The following is a 20,210-nucleotide window of genomic DNA, read 5'->3' as shown; positions in this document are numbered from 1 at the left end:
GTGCTTTCGTCCTTTAAAAACGTCCTTTCGAAACAGTCCCAACAGGGTTCTGCTTAATATCTTCTAGCATTAAACGGTAATCGCGCACCGCTGGAAACTCACTAATATTGCGATTTGGCAAAGTACTATCAGGGTTATCGACAGCAAGTAAATGTTTAATACCGTATGTCTTTGCCGCATTTAAAATTGGCAGTGAGTCATCGACAAATAAAGTGCGATGGGCATCGAACTTTACCCGTGCCTGTAATCTTTCCCATAGCAGCTGAGACTCTTTGGTTACGCCGAACTCATGGGTAGAGATGAGGTTGTCGATATGTGCGTCAAGCTGGGTATGCTCTATCTTTAGCGCCAAACTGTTTGGGTGCGCATTAGTCACTAATACCACCTGCCTGCCTGAGTCATGAAGCGCATCAAGGAACGGAATTGTATCGTCACGAAGGGCGAGCAAATGTGCCAGCTCACGCTTCAGCGGCATAAACTCATTTTCTAAGTCCATTTCAAGAGATTCAGCCCAGTAATCTAAGCAATACCATTGAATTTGCCCGAATACTGACTCATATCGCGCAGTCATTTCACGTTGACTCTGCGCCTCTGAAATTCCTCTTATTTGTGCTAATCGTTTAGGCAAATGATGTAGCCAGAACTGGTTGTCGTAATGAAGGTCCAGCAAAGTGCCGTCCATGTCTAACAGTACAGTTTCTATTTCATTCCAGGGCAGAAAGGGCAAGCGATTTTCCTTATAATGAAGTAAGCTAAGAAATTGTATACAAGTATGATAACAAAGTTGTAGCGATAGACATGCCAAAAATTGATCCGAACAAACCGTTACCACAAATTCATTCTCGTGAAATCGTTGCGCAAAGCAAACTCTTTAGGGTAGAACGCTTAGACCTTGAATTTTCGAACGGCGCCACCCGTGAATTCGAGCGGATGGCTGGCGGAAACAGGGGCGCGGTAATGATAGTGCCTATGCTTGATGAAAACACCATGGTGTTAATTCGCGAATATGCAGCCGGCACACATTCGTATCAACTAGGCTTCCCAAAAGGTTTAATAGACCCTGGCGAAACTGCCATTGAAGCTGCTAATCGCGAACTACAAGAAGAGGCAGGCTTCGCGGCCAATGATCTTGTGGAGCTTCATAAGGTCAGCATGGCGCCCACTTTCTTTAACGCCAATATGACCATTGTTTTGGCTCGAGACTTGTATCCAAAGCAACTTGAAGGCGACGAACCTGAGCCTCTTGAGGTGATTCACTGGCCTTTAGATGAAGCAGATGCTTTACTTGCACGAGAAGACTTTGTAGAAGCACGCTGTATAGCCGCGCTGTTTTTAGCTCAAAAGTGGTTTAAGGAACAATAAACAATGCCCGATGACGCCCATGCCGACCTACTAGAACTTGCGAAAGAAATTGCCATCGAAGCCGGTGAAGCCGTATTAGAAGTATACGATAAAGGGGAGTTTGACGCTTATCAAAAAGACGATGAGTCTCCCGTTACCAGCGCAGATTATTTGGCAAATGATATCATCAACAAGCGCTTACAAGCCGCAACGCCTGATATCCCAATCCTCTCAGAGGAAAACAAACACGCAAGTTTAGAAGAGCGAAAGCATTGGCCTCGATACTGGTTAATCGATCCCATCGACGGAACCCAAGAATTCATTGCTAGAAGCGGTGATTTCGCAGTAAACATTGCGCTAATAGAGAATAATGAGCCGACAATAGGCGTTATCTTTTGGCCGCCAGGGCAGTCGTTATATTACGCCCAGAAAGGCAAAGGCGCGTTTAAGTCATCACCTGATGGCGATCACCCAATAAGCGTACGCAAGCTAGACGACCCTAAAAATAGTGTGGTGATGATTGCAATAAGCCGTCGTCAGTCGAGAGAAAAAGTGCTCAGCAGAATGTGCGCCAAGCGCGTATATCAAACGCTTCCATTGGGAAGCTGTTCCCTGAAAGCCTGCTTTATTGCCGAAGGAAAAGCTGATGTGTTTATGCGCATCGGTATTACCGGCGAATGGGACACTGGCGCATCGCAATGCATTGTCTCTGAAGCGGGTGGGAGTATTGCCGCCGCTAACTTCGAACCTCTTACCTACAATCAGCGTCATTCGCTAGAGAACCCAGATTTTGTGGTAATGGGCGATCAAAGGGTGCCATGGCAAGATGTAGTCCAGTATGATGACTTCGTAAACCCACATCAGCACTAGCGCGTAATAATTTACTTAGCGCAGCGTGTTAACCTACGTATAATAGCGTAGTAATGTTGCTGGGCCACATTACTCTGGTAGTGGTTAAATCAAGCCAGATGGAACCAAAAAGTAAAAGGAGTAACCTATGATGACTACACGTATTCGCACGTTGTCTGCAGCATTGCTCGCATGTGGGCTAGCATTTCCCGCCGCAGCCGATTGGTCAATAGACGGCGAAACAAGTGCACTACACTTCTTATCGACGAAGAATGCACAAGTCACCGAAGTACATAAGTTTGATAGCTTTGATGGTACGCTGTCTGACGGTGGCAAACTTAACGTGGCGGTTGACTTATCGTCAGTGAATACAGCCATTGATATTCGCAACAAGCGAATGCAAGAGATGCTGTTCAACGTGACCAAGTTTGCACAAGCGACATTTGAGGCCAACTTGCCTGAGTCGATGATGAACCTGAAATCGGGCCAAGTTGTTAACGGGAAGGTAGACGGTATTTTGATGTTGCACGGAAAAGCCGTTCCTACGTCATTTGCTGTTAAAGCAAGTAAAGTAGACAACGATACGCTTACCGTATCAACCACGTCACCAACGTTAATTAAAGCAGAGTCTTTTGGACTTGCTGAAGGCGTAGCTGCACTTCAAAAAATTGCAGGGCTTAAGAGCATAACAACAACAGTACCCGTAACGTTTTCAGTTACGTTTACTCAGTAAAACACTGTTATTGCCGCCGTCTATCGATAAAAAGCTAGGTGGCGCGTAATTAAACGCAATAAAAAACCGCACACATGTGCGGTTTTTTTGTTTTGATATCTACTGTGAGTCTATTATGCGCTGTTAGGAAGCCTGTGGCGCATAGGCAATGGCTTTTGACTTAGTACTTGCTCTGGCATGCTCTGCCACACGTTATCAGGAAGCGCAGGTACTTCTGCCTTGTGCTGTGATATAGCGAAATACCCCATTGCAACGCGTAAACGCTTAAGTGCTTTACACTCATTCACTTCCTGGTCAATGATGAACACGCCCCACTTACGCATGGCTATGCCTAGTTTATCGCTGCTTGTTAAGCGGATAACCGGCGCCGCTAACACCATGCCTACTAATACGGGTAACAACCACATAAATAGCGACGGGGTGAAGTAGAAAGTAGTTACGCCCCACGCTACCGCTAAACAGCTCATAATTTGCGTGTGTTTAATTGCAACTTTCCATGGCACTTTGCGCCCTTCACGCTCTTGCGCTTCCCATTTAACAGAGTGGCCAACAAAAACGCTAATCACAAAATAACTGTGATAGAACATCATTAGCGGCGCAATAAGCACGGCCATAGTTAATTCAATTGCTGCCCCTTTAAGCAAAGACCACGCGCCACCAAATTCGCCGCGACGTTTTATTAAAGCTAAGGTAATACCGAGAAGTTTAGGCAAGAATAGTAACGCCGCCGTACCCCACATGGTTACCATCATCATGTCTTGGCGCGCTACCTGCCAACTAGGGAAAAGCTGGTATTCAGACACGAAGAACTCTGGCACTGACGTGGCGCGAATTAACGCATCTGCTGTACCTAGCGCCAACATGCAAAATAGTATGAGTGAAGAGATGTACGCAAACGCACCAAATAAGAAGTGCAGGCGGTTTGCCATTTTAAGACCTTTAACGTTCAATAACCCTAAATGCTGTATGTTGCCCTGCACCCAGCGACGGTCGCGAATCGCGTAGTCAACAATGTTACTTGGCACTTCTTCATAGCTGCCCGTGGTGTCGGTAAGCAAGTAGGCCTGCCAGCCAGCACGGCGCAGTAGCGCAGCCTCAACAAAGTCATGACTTAAAATTTCACCACCAAAAGGCGCGCGTCCTTCGAGGGTAGGTAGCCCGCAATGCTGCATAAATGGTGCAATACGAATAATGGCATTGTGCCCCCAATAGTTTGCACTGTCTGTTTGCCAAAACGATAGACCTGTCGCCAACATTGGGCTGTAAAGGTGAGCAGCAAACTGCACAAAACGACCAAAGAAGGTGTTTTGACGTACCGGCATTGGAATGGTCTGCACTAACGCCGTATCAGGGTTTTGCTCAATACGACGCGCCAAGTCTTGCATGCGCTCACCGCTCATCACGCTATCAGCATCTAACACAATCATTGACTCGTAATTTGCACCCCAGCGTTCACAAAACTCTTTAAGGTTGCCCACTTTTCTGTGCAGGTTTTGTTCGCGACGACGATAAAACACTTGACTAGAGAACGCACCTAAACGCTTTTTCAAACGGGTAAAGGCACGTAGCTCTGCATCCGCTTTTTCCATATCGCGGGTGTCGCTGAGCATGAAAAAGTCGAATTTAGAACTGTTGTCACTTTCCATTAATTCGCGAATACAAGCTTCAAACCCCACCATAATACGGCGGGTATCTTCGTTATAAACCGGCATGACGACAGCGTGCTTTTGCGTTAATGGCGCAGTAGCATCAGGAGGCGTTTGATTTCTGCGCAAGCTCAACGGGTCGACGTTAAAAAGCTGCAGAAAGAAACCGATAATGCCTGTCCAAAACGCCATACACAACCATGCGAACAGGGTTAGCCCCAACCCCAACTGTGCAATCTCTAGGTTGGTAAGGCCGTTAGGTAAAAAGATCTCGTACAAACTCCAACCGGCCAGTGCCGTGCTTGGAATAACTAGCATTGCCATGATAAACAAACGCATATGCTCTCCTTTTAAGATGAAGTGTGAAGCACATGCAGTGCCATCACTTTTAACCTGAGGCACGGCTTTAGCCTCGTCCGATACCGCTACGCAAGCGCGATTATTTTGGTTGGTAGACATAATTCCAAACCTCACTCACACGTTTACCGTCTTTCTCTATGTAAGCGCGCATATCTACGGTCTGCTTTTCTTTCGGCTTAACAAAGAAGGTGGCCCGCCACTCTTGTCCATCAGCAACGGGGTAAAGTCGCTGCTGAGAAATCGTGCCGTTAGTACCCTGTACCACCAACTTCATCGACTCGTTATCAAAAGCAATGGCAGAAGGCGCGCTGAAGTCCACGCTGAACTGTCGTGTCGTATTTAGACTGTCGTTTTTAAACTCGTCACCCGGCAACACAGCCTTGCCTTGGCGGGTACGTACTACTGAGGCCAGTTCACTGACAAACGGATTTTGTTCCACGGTTTTAAGCTCGTAAGCGAAATACAGTGATTCGCCCGAATTGAATGGCTTTTCAGGCGTCCAAAAAGCCACGATATTGTCGTGTATTTCGGATTTAGTCGGAATTTCGACGACTTCTAATCGGCCTTTCTCAAAACCAGCTTCTGGCGTCACCCATAGCCCTGGGCGTATATGGTAATTAGCCTCTGCGTCGAGGTAATTATCCCATTCGCCGTCGCGTTGAAGCATGCCGAATCCTTTAGGGTTTGCGTCGCTAAGTGACGTGACTTGAAGGCGTGCAGGATTAGTCAGTGGACGCCAAATTTCTTCACCAGCGTGAGTTACCATGAGTACACCGTCACTATCATGCACCTCTGGACGATAGTCGTCATGGCGCTTTTCTGTGTTCTCGCCATACAAGAACATACTGGTAAACGGTGCAATGCCTAGCTTGCTCACGTCATCTCTGGCAAATAACCAACTCTCTACCTTAACGCTGGTATCAATATCAGGCTGTATAACAAATTTGTACGCGCCTGCTACAGAAGGGCTTTCAAGACGCGCATAAACAGTAATAGGCTTACCCTCACTCGGTTCTATGACCCAGAACTCAGTGAAGTGAGGGAACTCTTCGCCTTTGGCTAGCGCCGTATCAATTGCAAGACCTCGTGCAGAGATACCGTACACTTGATTTTTACCTACAAGACGGAAGTACGATGCCCCCAAAAATACAGCAAATTCGTCTTTGTACTCTTCGTTCTTGATAGGGTAGTGAACGCGAAATCCAGCAAACCCTGACTTTTCGTCCGTTAGCCCAGCTAACCCCGACGCAGACCCGTCGTAGTTGAACATGTCACTATTGAACGCTAGGCGTTCAGGCTTATTGCTTTCACCAATAGTGTGGATAGTGACAGGGTATTCATATAAAAAACCCGGGTGAAAAAACTGCAGTTCGTAGTCATTCTCGCCATGCCAAAGACTCTGCTCGGGCTTGAAGCGAATTGAACGATACGTGGTGTAGTCAATTTCTTTAAGCTTGCTGTTTAACCCGTGATCGTCCTGCTCGTAGCTCTCTGTCGCTGACTGGCGTGCAGCATCAATAATTGACTGAAGAACCGGCGATGCTTTTTGAGGCTGATTATCGTCGTTAACCTCAACTGCACCGGCTTGATGAAACGCAAATAATGCGATGACACTGCTCATCGCTAAAAGAAGGTGTGACAGCTTATTGTGCTGACGCACATTCGTTTGTAAACCTTTACCGAAAATTGAAACTGGCTTAGCCATTTGTCCTCTCCTTATGAAAACAATGGTTATCCAGATGACCATCAACAACTCGTTACACGCCTTACTTACTGAAAAGCGTCTTTTACAAAAACGGTATTGATTGAAGCCACGCGAGAAAGGCGCTCTCTTCCTTTCTTAATCCACTAATATCGTGAAAAACCGAATTCCTTGCCGAAGGGCTAAAGTGAATGTTGGATAACACACAGAGACTTGAGCAAAAGCTGTTCCAACACGAAATAGTCGCCGTTATTTTTTATATTTTTCATAATTTACAATACTTTACAAACACACATATTGTGGATTAGTGGAGAACACTGGCTTGTAAAAATGTCCGATGAGTTAGACAAAAGGATAACTGTTCTTTTTTAGAGACAGTTTTGTGTGCCAACGTTTTACTAGGAATACATCAAACTTTGATTTTGAACATTTCAAATGTGTAGCCTCTAAAAAGCCAGACGTATTTTATCTATAAATATTAGCAACATAGATAAATTAAGACATATCAAAATAGTGATTTAGTACGAAGTTGGCAAACGCTTTGCTATTCATCATGTTGATAAATAAATCGGACACTATTTCTTAACGGAAATAAAAAAGATGACATAAAGGCGAGTTTAGCTTTGTGCTCATCAACTGAGTAACCTTTTGCAGTGTGTCGTAAAGCACTGACTTGAAAAACGTTTTGCAAACTATCTAGAGCAATTGTGTAAAGACTAGAACCATTTTGAAAAGGTTAGAGCTTTATAGAGTACCTAGAACGTGTTTAAAAAACGAAAACGTTTGCGGTGAACAAGGCGGGTTACTGAACATACTAAGGAGTTATCACATGCGTAAATCATTCACACTTATTGCAGCAGCACTAACTGCGGCAACACTTCCTCTTACAGCTATGGCCGACAAGCCTGACTGGCGTTACGTAGAAGGTGGTTACACCAAAATGGACTTTGACGACAATGAGTCTTTTGAACCAGACGGTTTAACCGTTAACGGTAAATACCTATTGAATAGCAACTGGTACCTAAACGGCGAGTATAGCTTCTTTGAAGAGGGCAACTTTGACTTTGATATGCTGACACTAGGTGCGGGTTACCGTTTACCTGTTAACGCGACAACAGACGCGTATTTTGGTGCCAACTTAGAGCGTATCGACGGTGACGTAAACGACGAAACAGGTTACAGCATTAATGCTGGCCTTCGCTCGATGATCACAGAGCAGGTAGAGCTGGCGGGTGAAGTTGGCTACTACGATGTAGACGATGGTGAAGCGACATTTAGAGTAGGCGCTAACTATTACATCACGCCACAATGGGCTGTGGGTGCAAACTACAGAATCATTGATGATTTAGACATTATGCAGGTAACTGCACGTTACGCGTTTTAAGCCTTCCTCTCCTCAGGTAGGTAGCCGGGTTGCTCGACCCGGCTTTTTTGTGTCTATTGTTCTTCAGCTTCGCTTGGCTCAATATCTTCTTTTCTTTTGATATCTACACTTTCATGAAGCTCTGAATAGACCAGCACCGCCTCACCCGATTTGAGTCTGTTTAACACTTGCTGCACTTTTACATCTAGCGCAACTTCTTCAGCGCCGTAGTCCGTGCCCTCTCGCAGAACAAAAGACTCAGCCAAGCTATAAAGCGTATCGGCTTCTAGCGCGTCAATGGGGATTATCATTCACACTCCTGATAAAAAGCGTTTGGGTAAATTATTAGGACATCAACATTAGCGGCTGACGTAACGACACGTAGTATTTACAGGTAAGGCTTCACTTACAAAACGTTTCACCCGTTCGTGCAGCCATACTTTAGGATTTAATATAGAACCTTGCATGAACCCAACGTGACCGCCTCGTTCACTTAGCTCCACGGTAACGTTGCGCGCAAGCTCTTCTTCCTTAGGCACAATTAAGTGATTCATAAAGGGGTCATCAATGCTATGCAATACCAGTGTAGGACAGTGAATCGCGCTTAAAAAGTGATACGCACTACACTTTTCATAGTAGTCTTGAGCGTCTGCAAAGCCGTGAAGCGGCGCTGTGATCTTCTCGTCGAATTGGGTAAAGCTGGTGATCTCTTCCACATCAGTTTTTGTTAGCTGTATAAGCTTGCGATAATCGATGTACTCCATTTTCTTACGCAGCGTATCCTTCATGCTAGTAAGTAAATACTTTTGATATACGCGAGAAAAACCCTGGTTAATTGATTTAGCGCATTCAGAAAGTTTAAGAGGTGAAGAAATGGCAATCGCTGCCTTAAGCCACTTTTGCGCAGGGTTTTCGCCCAACAGTTTCAATAGCATGTTGCCGCCAAGGGAAAAGCCGATGGCCACTTTAGGAATTCGTGGAAATTTATCGTGAAGCCACTCTAAGAAAAAGCTGGGGTCTTCTGTTTCTCCACTGTGATACGCCCGCGCTTTTAAATTTGGCACGCCGCTACAGCCGCGATAGTGCATCATCACCACCTGCCAACCATTCACTGACAATTGAGCCATCATATCGTTCGCGTAATGCGACTTAATGCTGCCTTCTAAACCATGAAACATCACCACGATACCCGATGTTTCCTGCGGCTTTGGCCCCCACGCCACATCGACGAAGTCGTCATCGGGTAATGTGAGACGCTCCATGTCGTAAGACAAAGGCAACCGCTTTTGAATAAAACGCGGCCATATGGTTTGCACATGACGGTTCTTCGCCCACCCTGGCACCTTAAAGCTGCTTTTTATTATCTTTCCATGCGATAGCGCTGATTTACTCATTTTTTTTTCTTATTGTGTTTTTACGATAGTTGGTTAACCACTAGGCTCACTAGTTGGCGCGCCTCGTTGTTGTCTCGCAGTCCGTATGCATTTATAAACGCTGCGATAGACGCGTTAAATACATTAGACGATACAGATTGCCCTTGACCCAGATGCGTGACTGGCTGCTCATTGAACGACGCAACAATATCGTGCTGCTGCTGTCTTTCAAGCACTAGCTCTTGTGCTTTGAGTGCGTCATATTCTGCTTGGTCTCCGCCTTTTTCGGGGCTCGCAGCCTTTCGCCTTGCACGGTGATACTGTAACTTTTCTTCGGTCGCACTTGATGCCGCAATCACTGCCTTAAGCTGTGGCAAATTAATGATGACATTATTCTCTAAACACCAGCAAATCAGCAAGAGAACGTTTACATTAACCTTGTGGTTGTCTTGCAGTAAAAGCGCAAGGGAAGCCATATCACCTTTGGTATAGCGAGAAACGCTATACTCCCAAAACGCGCGGTTTTCTATATTAGGCGTTGGCATTGTCATACTCTTCTCGTTTTAGCTCAATTTGCTCTTGGGCATCTAGCCATGCCATCTCTTCTTCTTCAAGCTGTTGCTTAAGCTGAGTTTGCTTGTCGAGTAAGCCCATAAGCTCCGCTTTTTTGTCTTCGCTGTAAAGCGAAGTATCGGCAAGTGACGCTTCCACCTCAGCCAAAGCAGCACCACACTTTTCCATGGCTTTTTCGTGTTTTTCAATGGCTTTTTTAAGTGGCGCAACCCTTTGCCTAAACTCGGCTTCACGGCGTTTTTCTTCTTTACGATCTAATTTGCGTTCCGGCTTACTCTGCGCGCCAGTCTCTTGTTGCTCTTCGTTTTTGGCGTCGCTGTTGGCCTTGGCTTTTTCTGCTGCCTGCTGTTTTAAAATCCAGTCGCGATAGTCGTCCAAGTCGCCTTTAAATGGTTCAACTTCGCCACTGTCTACCAAATAGAAATCTTCACATACCGAGGAGAGTAAGAAGCGGTCGTGCGAGACCAGTACCATGGCGCCTTCAAAACCTTGAAGCGCGATATTTAGCGCATGGCGCATTTCCAAATCTAAGTGGTTGGTAGGCTCATCCAGCAGCAATAAGTTAGGCTTCTGATAAACAATTAACGCCAATACTAAGCGCGCCTTTTCACCGCCCGACATGGGTGCCACGGGCGCTAATGCCTCATCGCCATTAAATCCAAATCCGCCCAGGTAGTCGCGAAGTTGCTGCTCGGTGGCTTTTTCGTCAATACGCTGCAAATGAAGAAGCGGAGTAGCGTTAGCATCTAATGTTTCTAACTGATGCTGAGCAAAGTAACCAATCTTAAGGCCTTTAGCCGTATTAAAAATACCTTGTTTTGGCGCATGTACACCCGCCAATAGTTTGATTAGCGTAGACTTACCCTGCCCGTTTCGACCTAGAAGACCTATTCTGCTGCCAGGTACTAAATTGAGTTTCACCTGTTGCAGCACAATATGGTCGTCGTAACCCAACTGAATCTTCTCCATTTGCACAAGCGGGTTAGGCAGTGCCGACGGCGGCGCAAAAGAAAAGCTAAATGGACTTGCCATGTGGGCTGGCAACAAGGTTTCCATTTTCTCCAACTGCTTAATACGACTTTGCGCTTGCTTAGCTTTACTCGCTTTAGCTTTAAACCGGGTAATAAACGAATTGAGGTGCGCTACTTTTTGCTGCTGCTTTTCATATTCAATGTTTTGCAAGCGAATACGTTCAGCGCGCTGGGTTTCGTAAGACGAGTAGTTACCGGTGTAGGTGATAAGTTTCTGTTGTTCAACACTGATAATTTGCGCAACCGTGTTGTCGATAAAGGCTTTATCGTGAGAAATCAGCAACAGCGTTCCCGCATAGCGTTGAAGCCATTTCTCTAGCCAAATAACGGCGTCTAAGTCTAAGTGGTTAGTAGGTTCATCAAGCAGCAGTAAGTCTGAAGGACAAAGCAGTGCTTGAGCTAGGTTTAGGCGCATACGCCAGCCACCTGAAAAATCGCTAACTGGTGCGCTTAACTGCACATTGGTAAACCCAAGACCCGACAGAATGGTCGCTGCGCGAGCTTCCACGTCGTATGCTCCCGCTTGCTCGAGCTGCCCGTGAATTTGGCCAATCTTTACACCGTCGCCGCTTTTTTCAGCGGCATCTAATTGCGCCTGTAGATTACGTAAATGTTTGTCACCGTCCACCACATAGTCTATCGCAGTCCGGTCAGTTGCTGGCGTCTCCTGTGCCACGCTCACAATTCGCCAGTCATTCGGCACGCTGCAGTCGCCAGCATCGACACTTAACTCACTTCTCAGCAGTGCAAAAAGCGTGGACTTTCCGCAGCCGTTGCTGCCAATCAGCGCTACTTTGTGGCCTGGAAAAACCTGCGCCGACGCCTCTTCTAGCAACATTTTGCGACCGCGAAGTAGCGATACATTTGAAAGCTTTATCATGAGTAACCTGTGATGGAACAAACTAGGGCGCGTATAATATCAAAAACTTAAGGTAAAAGCTGATCAACACTTACCATTTCAAGGTATAATAATCGCGAAATTCTCCAAAGGTGTATGTATGTCAAAACGTGTAAAACGCCGCTTTGTTGCAGGGGCTACGTGCCCAAAATGCCAAGAGCTAGATACGATTTCGTTGTATTTTGAAAATAACGTAGAAAAGCTGGAGTGCGTAGCGTGTGGTTATAACGAAGCGCAAACTGACGAGAAAGTTAGTGCCGCCACGCGATCTAACGAAAATGTTATCGGTGTCTTTAAACCCCACTAACATTCCTACCCACGTCTCAGTAAATCTTACCGTTAAGCCTGTGTAACACCTTACAACGCTGTGCTCAGGCTTTTTGCAAACGTCTCTTCATGCCACGCCAACGCTGGGTATCCTCGTTACCTAACGAAAGAGGTTGCTCAGGCATAATTTTTGTATTTCCTTCGCAAAGGAGTGAAATATGAAACATGCTAAAAAACGTGCCTGCTATGTCCTTATAGCCTTGTTGCTTACGCTTATTGCCATAAGACTTTACTTGCCTTACGCCGCAGCGTCATACATCAACACGACGCTGAGTCAGTCAAAAGAGTATAACGGCCGCGTGGGCGATGTAGATTTAATGCTATGGCGTGGCGCATATAGTTTAGAACATGTTTTGCTTTATAAGGCGAACGGGCAAGTAGATAGGCCGCTATTTAAAGCTGACTATGTGGAGTTTACGCTTTCATGGTCACAGCTTTTCAAAGGTGCAGCGGTGGGAAAAGTCATTGTTAATTCCCCCGAGATTAATTTTGTAGACGGCAACACGGAGGAGAGAAGCCAGTCTGGTAAGGATGAAAACTGGTTATCTATCGCCGACCAACTCTTCCCGTTACGCATCGATAAGCTAACTATTAACCAAGGAAAAGTCGCTTTCCACAACCCCGAGACTTCTCCGGCTATCGACATTGCGCTTCATGATATTCAGCTTGAAGTGAATAACTTGGTGAATAGCGATAACTTGTCAGACTCACGTGTAGCAACGGCCAAAGCGCAAGGACAAACGGCACAGCAGGGCACGATATCCTTAAACGCTAAACTCAACCCCGCAACAACAGCCCCCACATTTGACGTTGATATTCAAGCTGACAACGTTGGACTAGTGAACTTTAAGAACCTACTTGATACCTACGCACCGTTTGATCTGGAAGCCGGTACCCTCACGCTTGCGGCTGAAGTGGCGTCTAATGAAGGGAAAATAAAAGGCTATATCAAACCCATTTTGCATAATGTGGAGGTATTTTCTTGGAAGGGTGACATTGAACGTGACGGCGATGGTTTTATTGAAGGCAGTATCGAAGCCATTTCCGCGTTTGTCACCGAACTGTTTGAAAACCAAAGCGAAGACCAAATTGCCACACGCATTCCTGTTGAAGGCGATTTATCAAGCCCTGACACCCAAACATGGGAGGCATTTACCGCGATTTTAAAAAATGCATTTATCGAAGCTTTTAACGGCGATGTGGAGAAAAGTATAGAGTTGGATAGACTCGAGCTGGATAAGTTGGAAGCGCCGGAAGGCTCTGAAAATTAAGAGCCCTCGCCGCTGAGCGCGCTTAAATAGTACAGCTATCGCCACAGTCGTTGGCGCCGTCGCGCATACCTTCAATCTCTTGACTCTCTTGCTTGTCTTTTTCAGCCTGTTTCTCTGCTACTGACTGCTCAACAGAGTCAAAATCGATGCTATCAAACGCATCCATATCAAAATCGCTCATAACTCACTCTCTTAAATAGTAAAAAAGGCTTCTTTTTGCTGAAGCCTCTGTATCGGGGCGCAAGTGTAATTCAAATGTATATTCAGGCTAAATGAAGACTTCGCCTAACTCATAACAAGATGAACTAGCGTGATGTCTTTTCAACACTACTGCACATCAACGAAGCGCCTTTGATGTCTTCACAGGCCTATCCCCACGATGAGCGCCCCGCAATAAGTGTCATAGTCAATGGACGTGATCCAAATGAATACCGCGTTGCAATTACTAGTGCGCTTCAATTGTTCTAGTAATGCGGAGGCGGGGTTTCTTCTGACTGCTTAGCAATATTAGACGGCTCGATAGACTTAACGCGGTCAACGACATGGCGTACTTTAAAGGCTAAATCGTCAAGCTGCTTTTGTTGCGAAGACAGCGCATCGTTTAGCGCCTCAATGGTGTGTTCCTGAAACGCAACTTTAGTTTGAAGCTCTTCGATATAGCTATTCGCGCTATCTATTTGCTGTTGTAAATGCTCAGCGCTTTTATCTGTCATGTAAATTCTCTATCTCTCTCGTTGCCATTCTTCGGCAAGGCCACTACTGCTTATGGACAATATGTTATCATTGGGGAGGAAGGCGACGCCATACACAACTGCGGTTGGTGGTGAAACTGACTCTCGTGATGCAACCTGTATGGACTGCACTTGCTCGCCAGTTTTCAAATCCCACAGGTATACTTTTCTGGCGGGAGAGCCTGTTAGTAAAAACTGACCATCTTTGGAAAACTCAACGTCTGTGAAGATTTTCTGACGCGCTGCATATTTGAGGGATGCCACAGGCTGCCCAGTTTGCACATTCCACACTTGCGACTTGCTCTGGCTGTCCGCAGTAAAAGCAAAGCGGCCTTCATCATCAAGCGCTACTTTTGTTACTCGCGTGGGGTGGGTGAATGTATGAATTATTTGCCCAGTGTCAGTGCTCCATAAATACGCTATGTAATCGTTGCCCCCCGTCAATGCGAACTTACCGTTAGGGGAAATATCAATGGAGTTAACCTTTTCTTGATGCCCTAAAAACTCTAGTCGACGCGAAGTACGAGGTTCAAAATACATCACCTTGCCATTTGAGCGAGCGACGAGTATGCCATTACCATTATTCGTGACTACCACATCTCTAATTGATGACTCGTCTATACGCCAAAACCCTTCTGGCTCACCGGTTTCTAAGCTCCACAAGGCAAACGCTTCGCGGTCGGCAGTTACCACATAGCGCTTGTCTGCACTAATGTGCACTGACATCACTAAGTTGTTACCTTCCCCTTGATGACTCCAATGATAAAGGGGCTCGCTTTGCCCAATTCGCCATACATTGACACCATTATTCACGCCAGAGACTACCGCTAACGTGCCATCGGTGGATATATCTGCCGCGTATGCGCCCTCTTCTACATGACGCCACTGCTGTATTGGCGTAGTATCAGGGACAGAACATCCCATGGAATTGCCAATAAGTAAGGTGAGTAACACTATTCTATGGAACATTTGAGGCCTAAACATAATCAAATGGGTTTCGCTTTGTAAACGCTAGGTTTAACATAGCATGGATCACGCATCTTTAACTATCGTGCAAACTGCCTTAGATGCAGCAGTATAGACATAGACGCATGATGATAATAATTAATGGAGACGTTTTTATGCAGAAGTCGCTCGTTGCCTTATCTACTATCGCTGCGCTAGGCCTTTTCGCTTGCCAGCCAAACACATCTGATGAGGCCGCTTCTACAAGCGCTGATAGTGCAAAAACAACTGCTGCTGCAGCAGAAGAAATGACAGATACACAAAAGCAAGCTTACGCCATGGGCGCAAGCATGGGTTTGTTCGTTAGCAACCGTGCCGAACAACAAGAGCAACTGGGTTTAACATTAGACCAAGATGCGCTACAACAAGGCTTTAAAGACGGTCTAAACGACACCCTTAAGTTTACGCCAGAGCAGATTCAGCAAATCGCTCAACAAGGCGAAGAAGTACTTCGCGCTAAGCAGCAAGAAATGGCGGAACAAGCCGCTGAAAAAAATATTGAAGCAGGCCTAGCTTACCTAGAAGAAAACGGTAAGAAAGAAGGTGTGGTAACTACCGAGTCTGGTCTTCAGTACGAAGTACTTGAAGAAGGCGAGGGTGCAAGCCCAGAAGCGACAGACATGGTTAAAGTTCACTACCGTGGCACCTTGTTAGATGGCACAGAGTTCGACTCATCTTACAAGCGTGGCGAGCCAGCAGAATTTCCACTTAATCGCGTTATTTCTGGTTGGACTGAAGGCGTTCAATTGATGAAAGAAGGCGCAAAGTATCGCTTCCATATCCCATCTGAACTTGCTTATGGTGCGCGTTCTACTGGCGCAATCACGCCAAACTCGACGCTTATCTTTGACGTTGAGTTGCTAGAAGTGGTTAAGCCTGAAGCAGAAGCGCCAACGGAATAAGTTGGTGCTTTAAGAAAAAGAGAAAGCCGACGCTATGCGCCGGCTTTTTTGTTTTAGTGAGTCAGCGTGATCCTTGCTTACCTTTTCCCTACGAGCCAGTGGATTTTCACCACGCGCGTACCCAAATAGTAAAGTGGGTTATTCAATATGCTTGGTGCCTCGAATTACACTATTAAGCTTAGTCTAAATCGACCAAATTTCACGGTCTATTCCAAGCCTTTTTGGAACAATTTCGCCTTAAAACTTGATGCTTAAAACAAAAGGTTTTAACGCTGAGGTGCGCGTCGCCTTTCAGTGTGTACTTTGAACGTAGCAAAGTGATTTAAAAGCGACTGCCCAACCTTATATATAGCACAACCTAAAATAAGATATACCACGGTTTGCATACTATTTAAGCGAACAACGATATCAAGCAAGGCATACAACAATAACAGCGCGCCGCTTAAAAACAGCATAAAACCGATGATAGTACCGCTGGTTTGGAACGGATCGTTCCCCGACCTTCGACGGTTCAACATTGGTATCCTGTTACGCATTCATTTCCCCTAATGGTTTGACTATTATTTATACTACGACACTAAACGAAAGGTTTATGTTCAATAATTATTAAATCTGGCTCTTTTGTCACTTTTTGACGTACAGAAAGATTGCGTTTTGCCTTATTACCCACATAAAGTAGGGGTAATTAGCTGGATTATTTATAGGACATTGTGAAAACACCGCTTATCACTCGAAAGGGCTACTTAAAGCTTAAACAAGAACTGGATTTCTTGTGGCGTGAAGAACGACCTGAAATTACTCGCAAGGTAACCTGGGCAGCGAGCCTTGGTGACAGAAGCGAGAATGCCGACTACCAGTACAATAAGAAGAAGCTACGGGAAATTGATCGCCGCGTACGCTACCTTCGCAAGTGCTTGGAAAACTTAAAGGTTGTGGACTACGATTCACAGCAAGAGGGTAAGGTCTTCTTTGGTGCCTGGGTTGAAATTGAAAACGAAGCGGGCAAGGTGATGGAACTTAGGCTCGTGGGCTACGACGAAATTTTCGGCCGAAAGGATTACATTTCTATCGACTCTCCGATGGCGCGAGCACTGCTTGGCAAAGAAGAAGACGATGAGTTTGTTGTAAAAACCGAAACGGGCACGAAAGAGTGGTGGATAAACCGTATTTGGTACGACGCAACAGACAAACTGTGAGCACTAATATGCCCTATTTAATCACCCATTTGTAACACAATGATCAGACGACTTCCCCTACACCGCGGTGATATACTCACCGCTCCTATTTTCACTACCGACGCTGTGTATATAAGCCTTTCACACACCGTTTATTCGCCATTGCCTGACGCGAATTATTAGTATCTTAGAGCGACTTATGATTATCAATAAAATTGCAGATGAACTTAGCGTTCAACCTTCGCAAGTAACTGCCGCTGTTAAACTTCTTGATGAAGGGTCTACCGTACCTTTTATCGCGCGCTACCGAAAAGAAGTGACACAAGGCCTTGATGACACACAGCTGCGTACCTTGGAGCAGCGCTTAACCTACCTGCGAGAGCTTGAAGAGCGCCGCGATGTAATCCTTAAATCTATCGAGGAACAGGGCAAACTAACCGACGAGCTTAAAAGCAGTATCACCAGTGCTGACAGCAAAACTACCTTGGAAGATTTATACTTACCGTACAAGCCCCGTCGACGCACTAAAGGCCAGATTGCTATTGAAGCAGGCCTTGAACCTCTCGCTGATACCTTATTCTCTACCCCAGATACCGATGCTGAAAGTGCAGCAAGCGAATACGTTAACGCTGATAGTGGCATTGCTGATACTAAAGCAGCGTTAGAAGGCGCCCGCTATATCTTAATGGAGCGCTTCGCCGAAGACGCTACACTGCTGGCAAAGGTGCGCAAGTACTTAACTGAAAATGCTTATGTAAAAAGCACGGTTGTAACAGGTAAAGAGCAAGAAGCCGCCAAATATAAAGACTATTTCGAACACAGTGAAAAGTACAAGAACGTACCATCTCACCGCGCGCTGGCGATGTTTAGAGGCCGCAACGAAGGCATGCTACACATTCAGCTAGAGGCCGACCCGCAGTCAGAAGACAACGGCCCGTCGCATTGCGAACATATTATTGCCAGCCATTACGATATTATGCACCGCGGCCGTGGTGCAGATGACTTCTTAGCTCAAGTTGTACAGTGGACGTGGAAAATCAAAATTGGTTTACACATGGAAACTGAGCTATTCAGCGCCCTTAGAGAACGCGCTGAAGAGGAGGCCATTGAGGTATTTGCTAAAAACTTAAACGACCTGTTGATGGCTGCGCCTGCAGGTGCAAAAACCACTATGGGTTTAGATCCAGGTTTGAGAACCGGCGTTAAGGTAGCGGTCGTAGACAGCACAGGAAAAGTGGTCGCAACCAACACCATTTTCCCGCATGCGCCACAAAACCAGTGGGATAAATCTATTCGCACGCTCACCACGTTGTGCAAGCAATACAAAGTAGATTTAATCAGCATTGGCAACGGTACAGGCTCGCGAGAAACAGACAAACTCGTTGGTGAAATGCTCAAGAACAACAGCGAGCTTACTGCACAAAAAATTATGGTCAGTGAAGCGGGTGCATCAGTGTATTCAGCCTCTGAGCTTGCATCAAAAGAATTGCCTGACCTTGATGTGTCAATCCGCGGCGCAGTGTCTATCGCTCGACGCTTGCAAGACCCGCTGGCAGAGCTGGTTAAAATTGAACCTAAAGCTATTGGTGTAGGCCAATATCAGCATGACGTAAGCCAAAGCCAGTTGGGCAAGTCGCTAGATCGTGTTATTGAAGACTGTGTAAATGCCGTTGGCGTTGACTTAAACACTGCATCGCCCGCGCTGTTGAGCTACGTATCGGGCTTAAATAAAACCCTAGCGCATAACATTGTTAATTTCAGAGACACCAATGGTGCTTTCCCAGACCGTAAAGCGCTATTGAAAGTCGAACGTTTAGGGCCTAAAGCCTTTGAGCAAGCGGCAGGCTTCCTTCGCATTGTAGACGGCACAAACCCACTTGATGCCTCTGCGGTTCACCCCGAAGCGTACCCAGTGGTAGATAAAATTGTAGATACGACCGCTGTTGCGGTTAATGACATCATCGGCAATACCGAGCTTCTAAAAAGCCTGTCGCCAGACACCTTTACCAGCGACGCATTCGGTTTGCCAACGGTTAAAGACATTCTAAAAGAGCTGGATAAACCAGGCCGCGATCCTCGTCCAGAGTTTAAAACTGCCGCGTTTAAAGAAGGCGTTGAAACCATTAACGATCTTAAACCAGGCATGATTTTAGAGGGTGTGGTTAGCAACGTAGCCAATTTTGGCGCGTTCGTTGATGTAGGCGTACATCAGGATGGATTGGTGCATATTTCAGCACTGACTAACAAGTTTATCTCAGACCCACGCGAGGTAGTTAAAGCAGGCGATATCGTCAAAGTAAAAGTGCTTGAAGTTGACGTACCGCGCAAGCGTATTTCCTTTACCATGCGCTTAGACGATACACCGAATCAAAGCAATAATGCAGGCGGTAAACCAGCAGCAGGAAAACCACAAAGTAAAGGGGCTGGGCGTGCTAACGCAAAAGCAAACCCTCGTTCAAATCAGGGTGGCGGCAATCGCAACAGCCAGCCTCAAAACAGCGCCATGGGCAACGCCTTTGCTGATGCATTTGCTAAAGCAAAAAAGTAAACAGTAGCGTTTCAACATAATTTACTGTTGCTTATAGAGGGCCTGTCACTGACAGGCCCTTTTTGTATCACGCTTCCATTTAGCCTGCCGTTTTTGCTACATTAGATTGTGGTACATTAGTTCAGGCGCATAGAAATTTTTTGTGCCCAAAAACTCTTTAGCCAAAAGCACCAAAATAGAGAATACCGAAATAATGAAGAGGTGTGGGTCACACCGAAACCGAAGTTCGTATATTGGTAGCGTTTATCAAGGCCGTTGACATGCTTTTAGAGCCTTAACGTTTAACGAAGGTAATGTTGCTCATTTGACCACAGCCTTTTTCTAGGCAGCACTTTCGGACAACCACAATGAGCTAAGGGCCACTAACCTTTGGTGTACGAGC

At 45.9% G+C, this 20,210-nt stretch carries 20 protein-coding genes; 9 read left to right on the top strand and 11 right to left on the bottom strand.

Annotation, left to right across the window (positions count from 1 at the left end):
* Window positions 1–13: 13 nt before the first annotated feature.
* Complete coding sequence (gene yrfG, locus MHN02_RS00425) at window positions 14–727, bottom strand: GMP/IMP nucleotidase (protein ID WP_014951321.1); 714 nt, start codon at window positions 725–727, stop codon at window positions 14–16.
* 71 nt (window positions 728–798) lie between these two features.
* On the opposite strand from yrfG, the gene nudE reads away from it, so the two are divergent.
* The 3 genes from nudE (at window position 799) to MHN02_RS00410 (ending at window position 2,923) form a co-directional block, all read left to right on the top strand.
* A complete protein-coding gene (gene nudE, locus MHN02_RS00420; protein WP_014951322.1) occupies window positions 799–1,362 on the top strand; it encodes an ADP compounds hydrolase NudE in 564 nt (187 codons plus the stop codon).
* Between the two features lie 3 nt (window positions 1,363–1,365).
* Entirely contained in the window at window positions 1,366–2,211 is an 846-nt protein-coding gene (cysQ, locus tag MHN02_RS00415) for a 3'(2'),5'-bisphosphate nucleotidase CysQ (protein WP_014951323.1), read from the top strand.
* A gap of 127 nt (window positions 2,212–2,338) precedes the next feature.
* Window positions 2,339–2,923: a YceI family protein gene (locus tag MHN02_RS00410; protein WP_014980708.1), complete on the top strand. Its 585-nt coding sequence runs from the start codon at window positions 2,339–2,341 to the stop codon at window positions 2,921–2,923.
* A 113-nt stretch (window positions 2,924–3,036) separates the two neighbouring features.
* Here the strand turns inward: MHN02_RS00410 and mdoH are convergent, their stop codons facing one another.
* Together mdoH and MHN02_RS00400 are read right to left on the bottom strand one after the other, a co-directional pair.
* Window positions 3,037–5,028, bottom strand: a complete 1,992-nt coding sequence (gene mdoH / locus MHN02_RS00405; protein ID WP_239244078.1) for a glucans biosynthesis glucosyltransferase MdoH — start codon at window positions 5,026–5,028, stop codon at window positions 3,037–3,039.
* Window positions 5,009–6,634: a glucan biosynthesis protein G gene (locus MHN02_RS00400; RefSeq protein ID WP_239244076.1), complete on the bottom strand. Its 1,626-nt coding sequence runs from the start codon at window positions 6,632–6,634 to the stop codon at window positions 5,009–5,011. Before MHN02_RS00400 ends, mdoH begins: the two co-directional genes overlap by 20 nt.
* An 826-nt stretch (window positions 6,635–7,460) precedes the next feature.
* On the opposite strand from MHN02_RS00400, the gene MHN02_RS00395 reads away from it, so the two are divergent.
* Entirely contained in the window at window positions 7,461–8,015 is a 555-nt protein-coding gene (locus MHN02_RS00395) for an outer membrane beta-barrel protein (protein ID WP_014977785.1), read from the top strand.
* 53 nt (window positions 8,016–8,068) lie between these two features.
* Here the strand turns inward: MHN02_RS00395 and MHN02_RS00390 are convergent, their stop codons facing one another.
* Genes MHN02_RS00390 through MHN02_RS00375 form a run of 4 tightly spaced genes read right to left on the bottom strand, consistent with a single transcriptional unit; the run spans window position 8,069 to window position 11,851 of the window.
* Window positions 8,069–8,305, bottom strand: coding sequence for a YheU family protein (locus MHN02_RS00390; protein WP_014951328.1), 237 nt, complete (start codon window positions 8,303–8,305; stop codon window positions 8,069–8,071).
* Between the two features lie 48 nt (window positions 8,306–8,353).
* A complete protein-coding gene (locus MHN02_RS00385; RefSeq protein WP_014951329.1) occupies window positions 8,354–9,388 on the bottom strand; it encodes a hydrolase in 1,035 nt (344 codons plus the stop codon).
* A 20-nt stretch (window positions 9,389–9,408) separates the two neighbouring features.
* On the bottom strand, window positions 9,409–9,918 hold the full coding sequence (locus MHN02_RS00380) for a TIGR02444 family protein (protein WP_232306437.1): 510 nt from the start codon (window positions 9,916–9,918) through the stop codon (window positions 9,409–9,411).
* A complete protein-coding gene (locus MHN02_RS00375; protein WP_239244074.1) occupies window positions 9,899–11,851 on the bottom strand; it encodes an ATP-binding cassette domain-containing protein in 1,953 nt (650 codons plus the stop codon). The genes MHN02_RS00380 and MHN02_RS00375 overlap by 20 nt, the downstream gene beginning before the upstream one ends.
* Before the next feature lie 118 nt (window positions 11,852–11,969).
* Between MHN02_RS00375 and MHN02_RS00370 the strand changes: the two genes are divergently transcribed.
* A complete protein-coding gene (locus MHN02_RS00370; RefSeq protein WP_239244072.1) occupies window positions 11,970–12,176 on the top strand; it encodes a YheV family putative zinc ribbon protein in 207 nt (68 codons plus the stop codon).
* A 178-nt stretch (window positions 12,177–12,354) separates the two neighbouring features.
* Entirely contained in the window at window positions 12,355–13,467 is a 1,113-nt protein-coding gene (locus MHN02_RS00365) for a DUF748 domain-containing protein (protein ID WP_039221432.1), read from the top strand.
* A 22-nt stretch (window positions 13,468–13,489) separates the two neighbouring features.
* Here MHN02_RS00365 and MHN02_RS00360 read toward each other — a convergent pair whose 3' ends face one another.
* The 3 genes from MHN02_RS00360 to MHN02_RS00350 all read right to left on the bottom strand — a co-directional run bounded on the left by MHN02_RS00360 (window position 13,490) and on the right by MHN02_RS00350 (window position 15,122).
* Window positions 13,490–13,648 (bottom strand): hypothetical protein, encoded by a 159-nt coding sequence (locus MHN02_RS00360; RefSeq protein WP_012520154.1) that lies wholly within the window; start codon window positions 13,646–13,648, stop codon window positions 13,490–13,492.
* Between the two features lie 283 nt (window positions 13,649–13,931).
* Complete coding sequence (locus MHN02_RS00355) at window positions 13,932–14,180, bottom strand: SlyX family protein (RefSeq protein ID WP_014980717.1); 249 nt, start codon at window positions 14,178–14,180, stop codon at window positions 13,932–13,934.
* 9 nt (window positions 14,181–14,189) lie between these two features.
* The gene (locus MHN02_RS00350) at window positions 14,190–15,122 is read right to left on the bottom strand and encodes a hypothetical protein (protein WP_239244286.1); all 933 of its coding nucleotides are present in this window, start codon (window positions 15,120–15,122) and stop codon (window positions 14,190–14,192) included.
* A gap of 197 nt (window positions 15,123–15,319) precedes the next feature.
* On the opposite strand from MHN02_RS00350, the gene fkpA reads away from it, so the two are divergent.
* A complete protein-coding gene (gene fkpA, locus MHN02_RS00345; RefSeq protein WP_239244070.1) occupies window positions 15,320–16,105 on the top strand; it encodes an FKBP-type peptidyl-prolyl cis-trans isomerase in 786 nt (261 codons plus the stop codon).
* A gap of 266 nt (window positions 16,106–16,371) precedes the next feature.
* On the opposite strand, the gene MHN02_RS00340 is transcribed toward fkpA, so the two are convergent.
* On the bottom strand, window positions 16,372–16,641 hold the full coding sequence (locus tag MHN02_RS00340; RefSeq protein WP_239244068.1) for a hypothetical protein: 270 nt from the start codon (window positions 16,639–16,641) through the stop codon (window positions 16,372–16,374).
* A gap of 174 nt (window positions 16,642–16,815) precedes the next feature.
* Here MHN02_RS00340 and greB point away from each other — a divergent pair, with 174 nt between their 5' ends.
* Entirely contained in the window at window positions 16,816–17,301 is a 486-nt protein-coding gene (gene greB / locus MHN02_RS00335; RefSeq protein WP_014951337.1) for a transcription elongation factor GreB, read from the top strand.
* Window positions 17,302–17,479: 178 nt separating this feature from the next.
* Window positions 17,480–19,828 carry a Tex family protein gene (locus MHN02_RS00330; protein ID WP_239244067.1) on the top strand — a complete coding sequence of 783 codons (2,349 nt, stop codon included), beginning with the start codon at window positions 17,480–17,482 and terminating at the stop codon, window positions 19,826–19,828.
* Window positions 19,829–20,210 lie beyond the last annotated feature (382 nt).

The sequence above is a fragment of the Alteromonas sp. CNT1-28 genome (assembly GCF_022348345.1).
GTDB classification, from domain to species: domain Bacteria; phylum Pseudomonadota; class Gammaproteobacteria; order Enterobacterales; family Alteromonadaceae; genus Alteromonas; species Alteromonas macleodii.
The sequence above is the reverse complement of the archived record's forward strand: the minus strand, read 5'-3'. Positions and strand labels throughout refer to the sequence as shown.

Bases quoted from the DNA above. Each gene is read 5' to 3' on its own strand.
- MHN02_RS00355 (WP_014980717.1), bottom strand. From the start codon at position 14,180: ATGACAGATAAAAGCGCTGAGCATTTACAACAGCAAATAGATAGCGCG.
- MHN02_RS00365 (WP_039221432.1), top strand. From the start codon at position 12,355: ATGAAACATGCTAAAAAACGTGCCTGCTATGTCCTTATAGCCTTGTTG.
- MHN02_RS00410 (WP_014980708.1), top strand. From the start codon at position 2,339: ATGATGACTACACGTATTCGCACGTTGTCTGCAGCATTGCTCGCATGT.
- MHN02_RS00330 (WP_239244067.1), top strand. From the start codon at position 17,480: ATGATTATCAATAAAATTGCAGATGAACTTAGCGTTCAACCTTCGCAA.
- mdoH (WP_239244078.1), bottom strand. From the start codon at position 5,028: ATGTCTACCAACCAAAATAATCGCGCTTGCGTAGCGGTATCGGACGAG.
- fkpA (WP_239244070.1), top strand. From the start codon at position 15,320: ATGCAGAAGTCGCTCGTTGCCTTATCTACTATCGCTGCGCTAGGCCTT.
- MHN02_RS00350 (WP_239244286.1), bottom strand. From the start codon at position 15,122: ATGGGATGTTCTGTCCCTGATACTACGCCAATACAGCAGTGGCGTCAT.
- MHN02_RS00380 (WP_232306437.1), bottom strand. From the start codon at position 9,918: ATGACAATGCCAACGCCTAATATAGAAAACCGCGCGTTTTGGGAGTAT.
- cysQ (WP_014951323.1), top strand. From the start codon at position 1,366: ATGCCCGATGACGCCCATGCCGACCTACTAGAACTTGCGAAAGAAATT.
- nudE (WP_014951322.1), top strand. From the start codon at position 799: ATGCCAAAAATTGATCCGAACAAACCGTTACCACAAATTCATTCTCGT.
- MHN02_RS00390 (WP_014951328.1), bottom strand. From the start codon at position 8,305: ATGATAATCCCCATTGACGCGCTAGAAGCCGATACGCTTTATAGCTTG.
- MHN02_RS00370 (WP_239244072.1), top strand. From the start codon at position 11,970: ATGTCAAAACGTGTAAAACGCCGCTTTGTTGCAGGGGCTACGTGCCCA.
- MHN02_RS00375 (WP_239244074.1), bottom strand. From the start codon at position 11,851: ATGATAAAGCTTTCAAATGTATCGCTACTTCGCGGTCGCAAAATGTTG.
- MHN02_RS00360 (WP_012520154.1), bottom strand. From the start codon at position 13,648: ATGAGCGATTTTGATATGGATGCGTTTGATAGCATCGATTTTGACTCT.
- MHN02_RS00395 (WP_014977785.1), top strand. From the start codon at position 7,461: ATGCGTAAATCATTCACACTTATTGCAGCAGCACTAACTGCGGCAACA.
- MHN02_RS00385 (WP_014951329.1), bottom strand. From the start codon at position 9,388: ATGAGTAAATCAGCGCTATCGCATGGAAAGATAATAAAAAGCAGCTTT.
- MHN02_RS00340 (WP_239244068.1), bottom strand. From the start codon at position 16,641: ATGCGTAACAGGATACCAATGTTGAACCGTCGAAGGTCGGGGAACGAT.
- MHN02_RS00400 (WP_239244076.1), bottom strand. From the start codon at position 6,634: ATGGCTAAGCCAGTTTCAATTTTCGGTAAAGGTTTACAAACGAATGTG.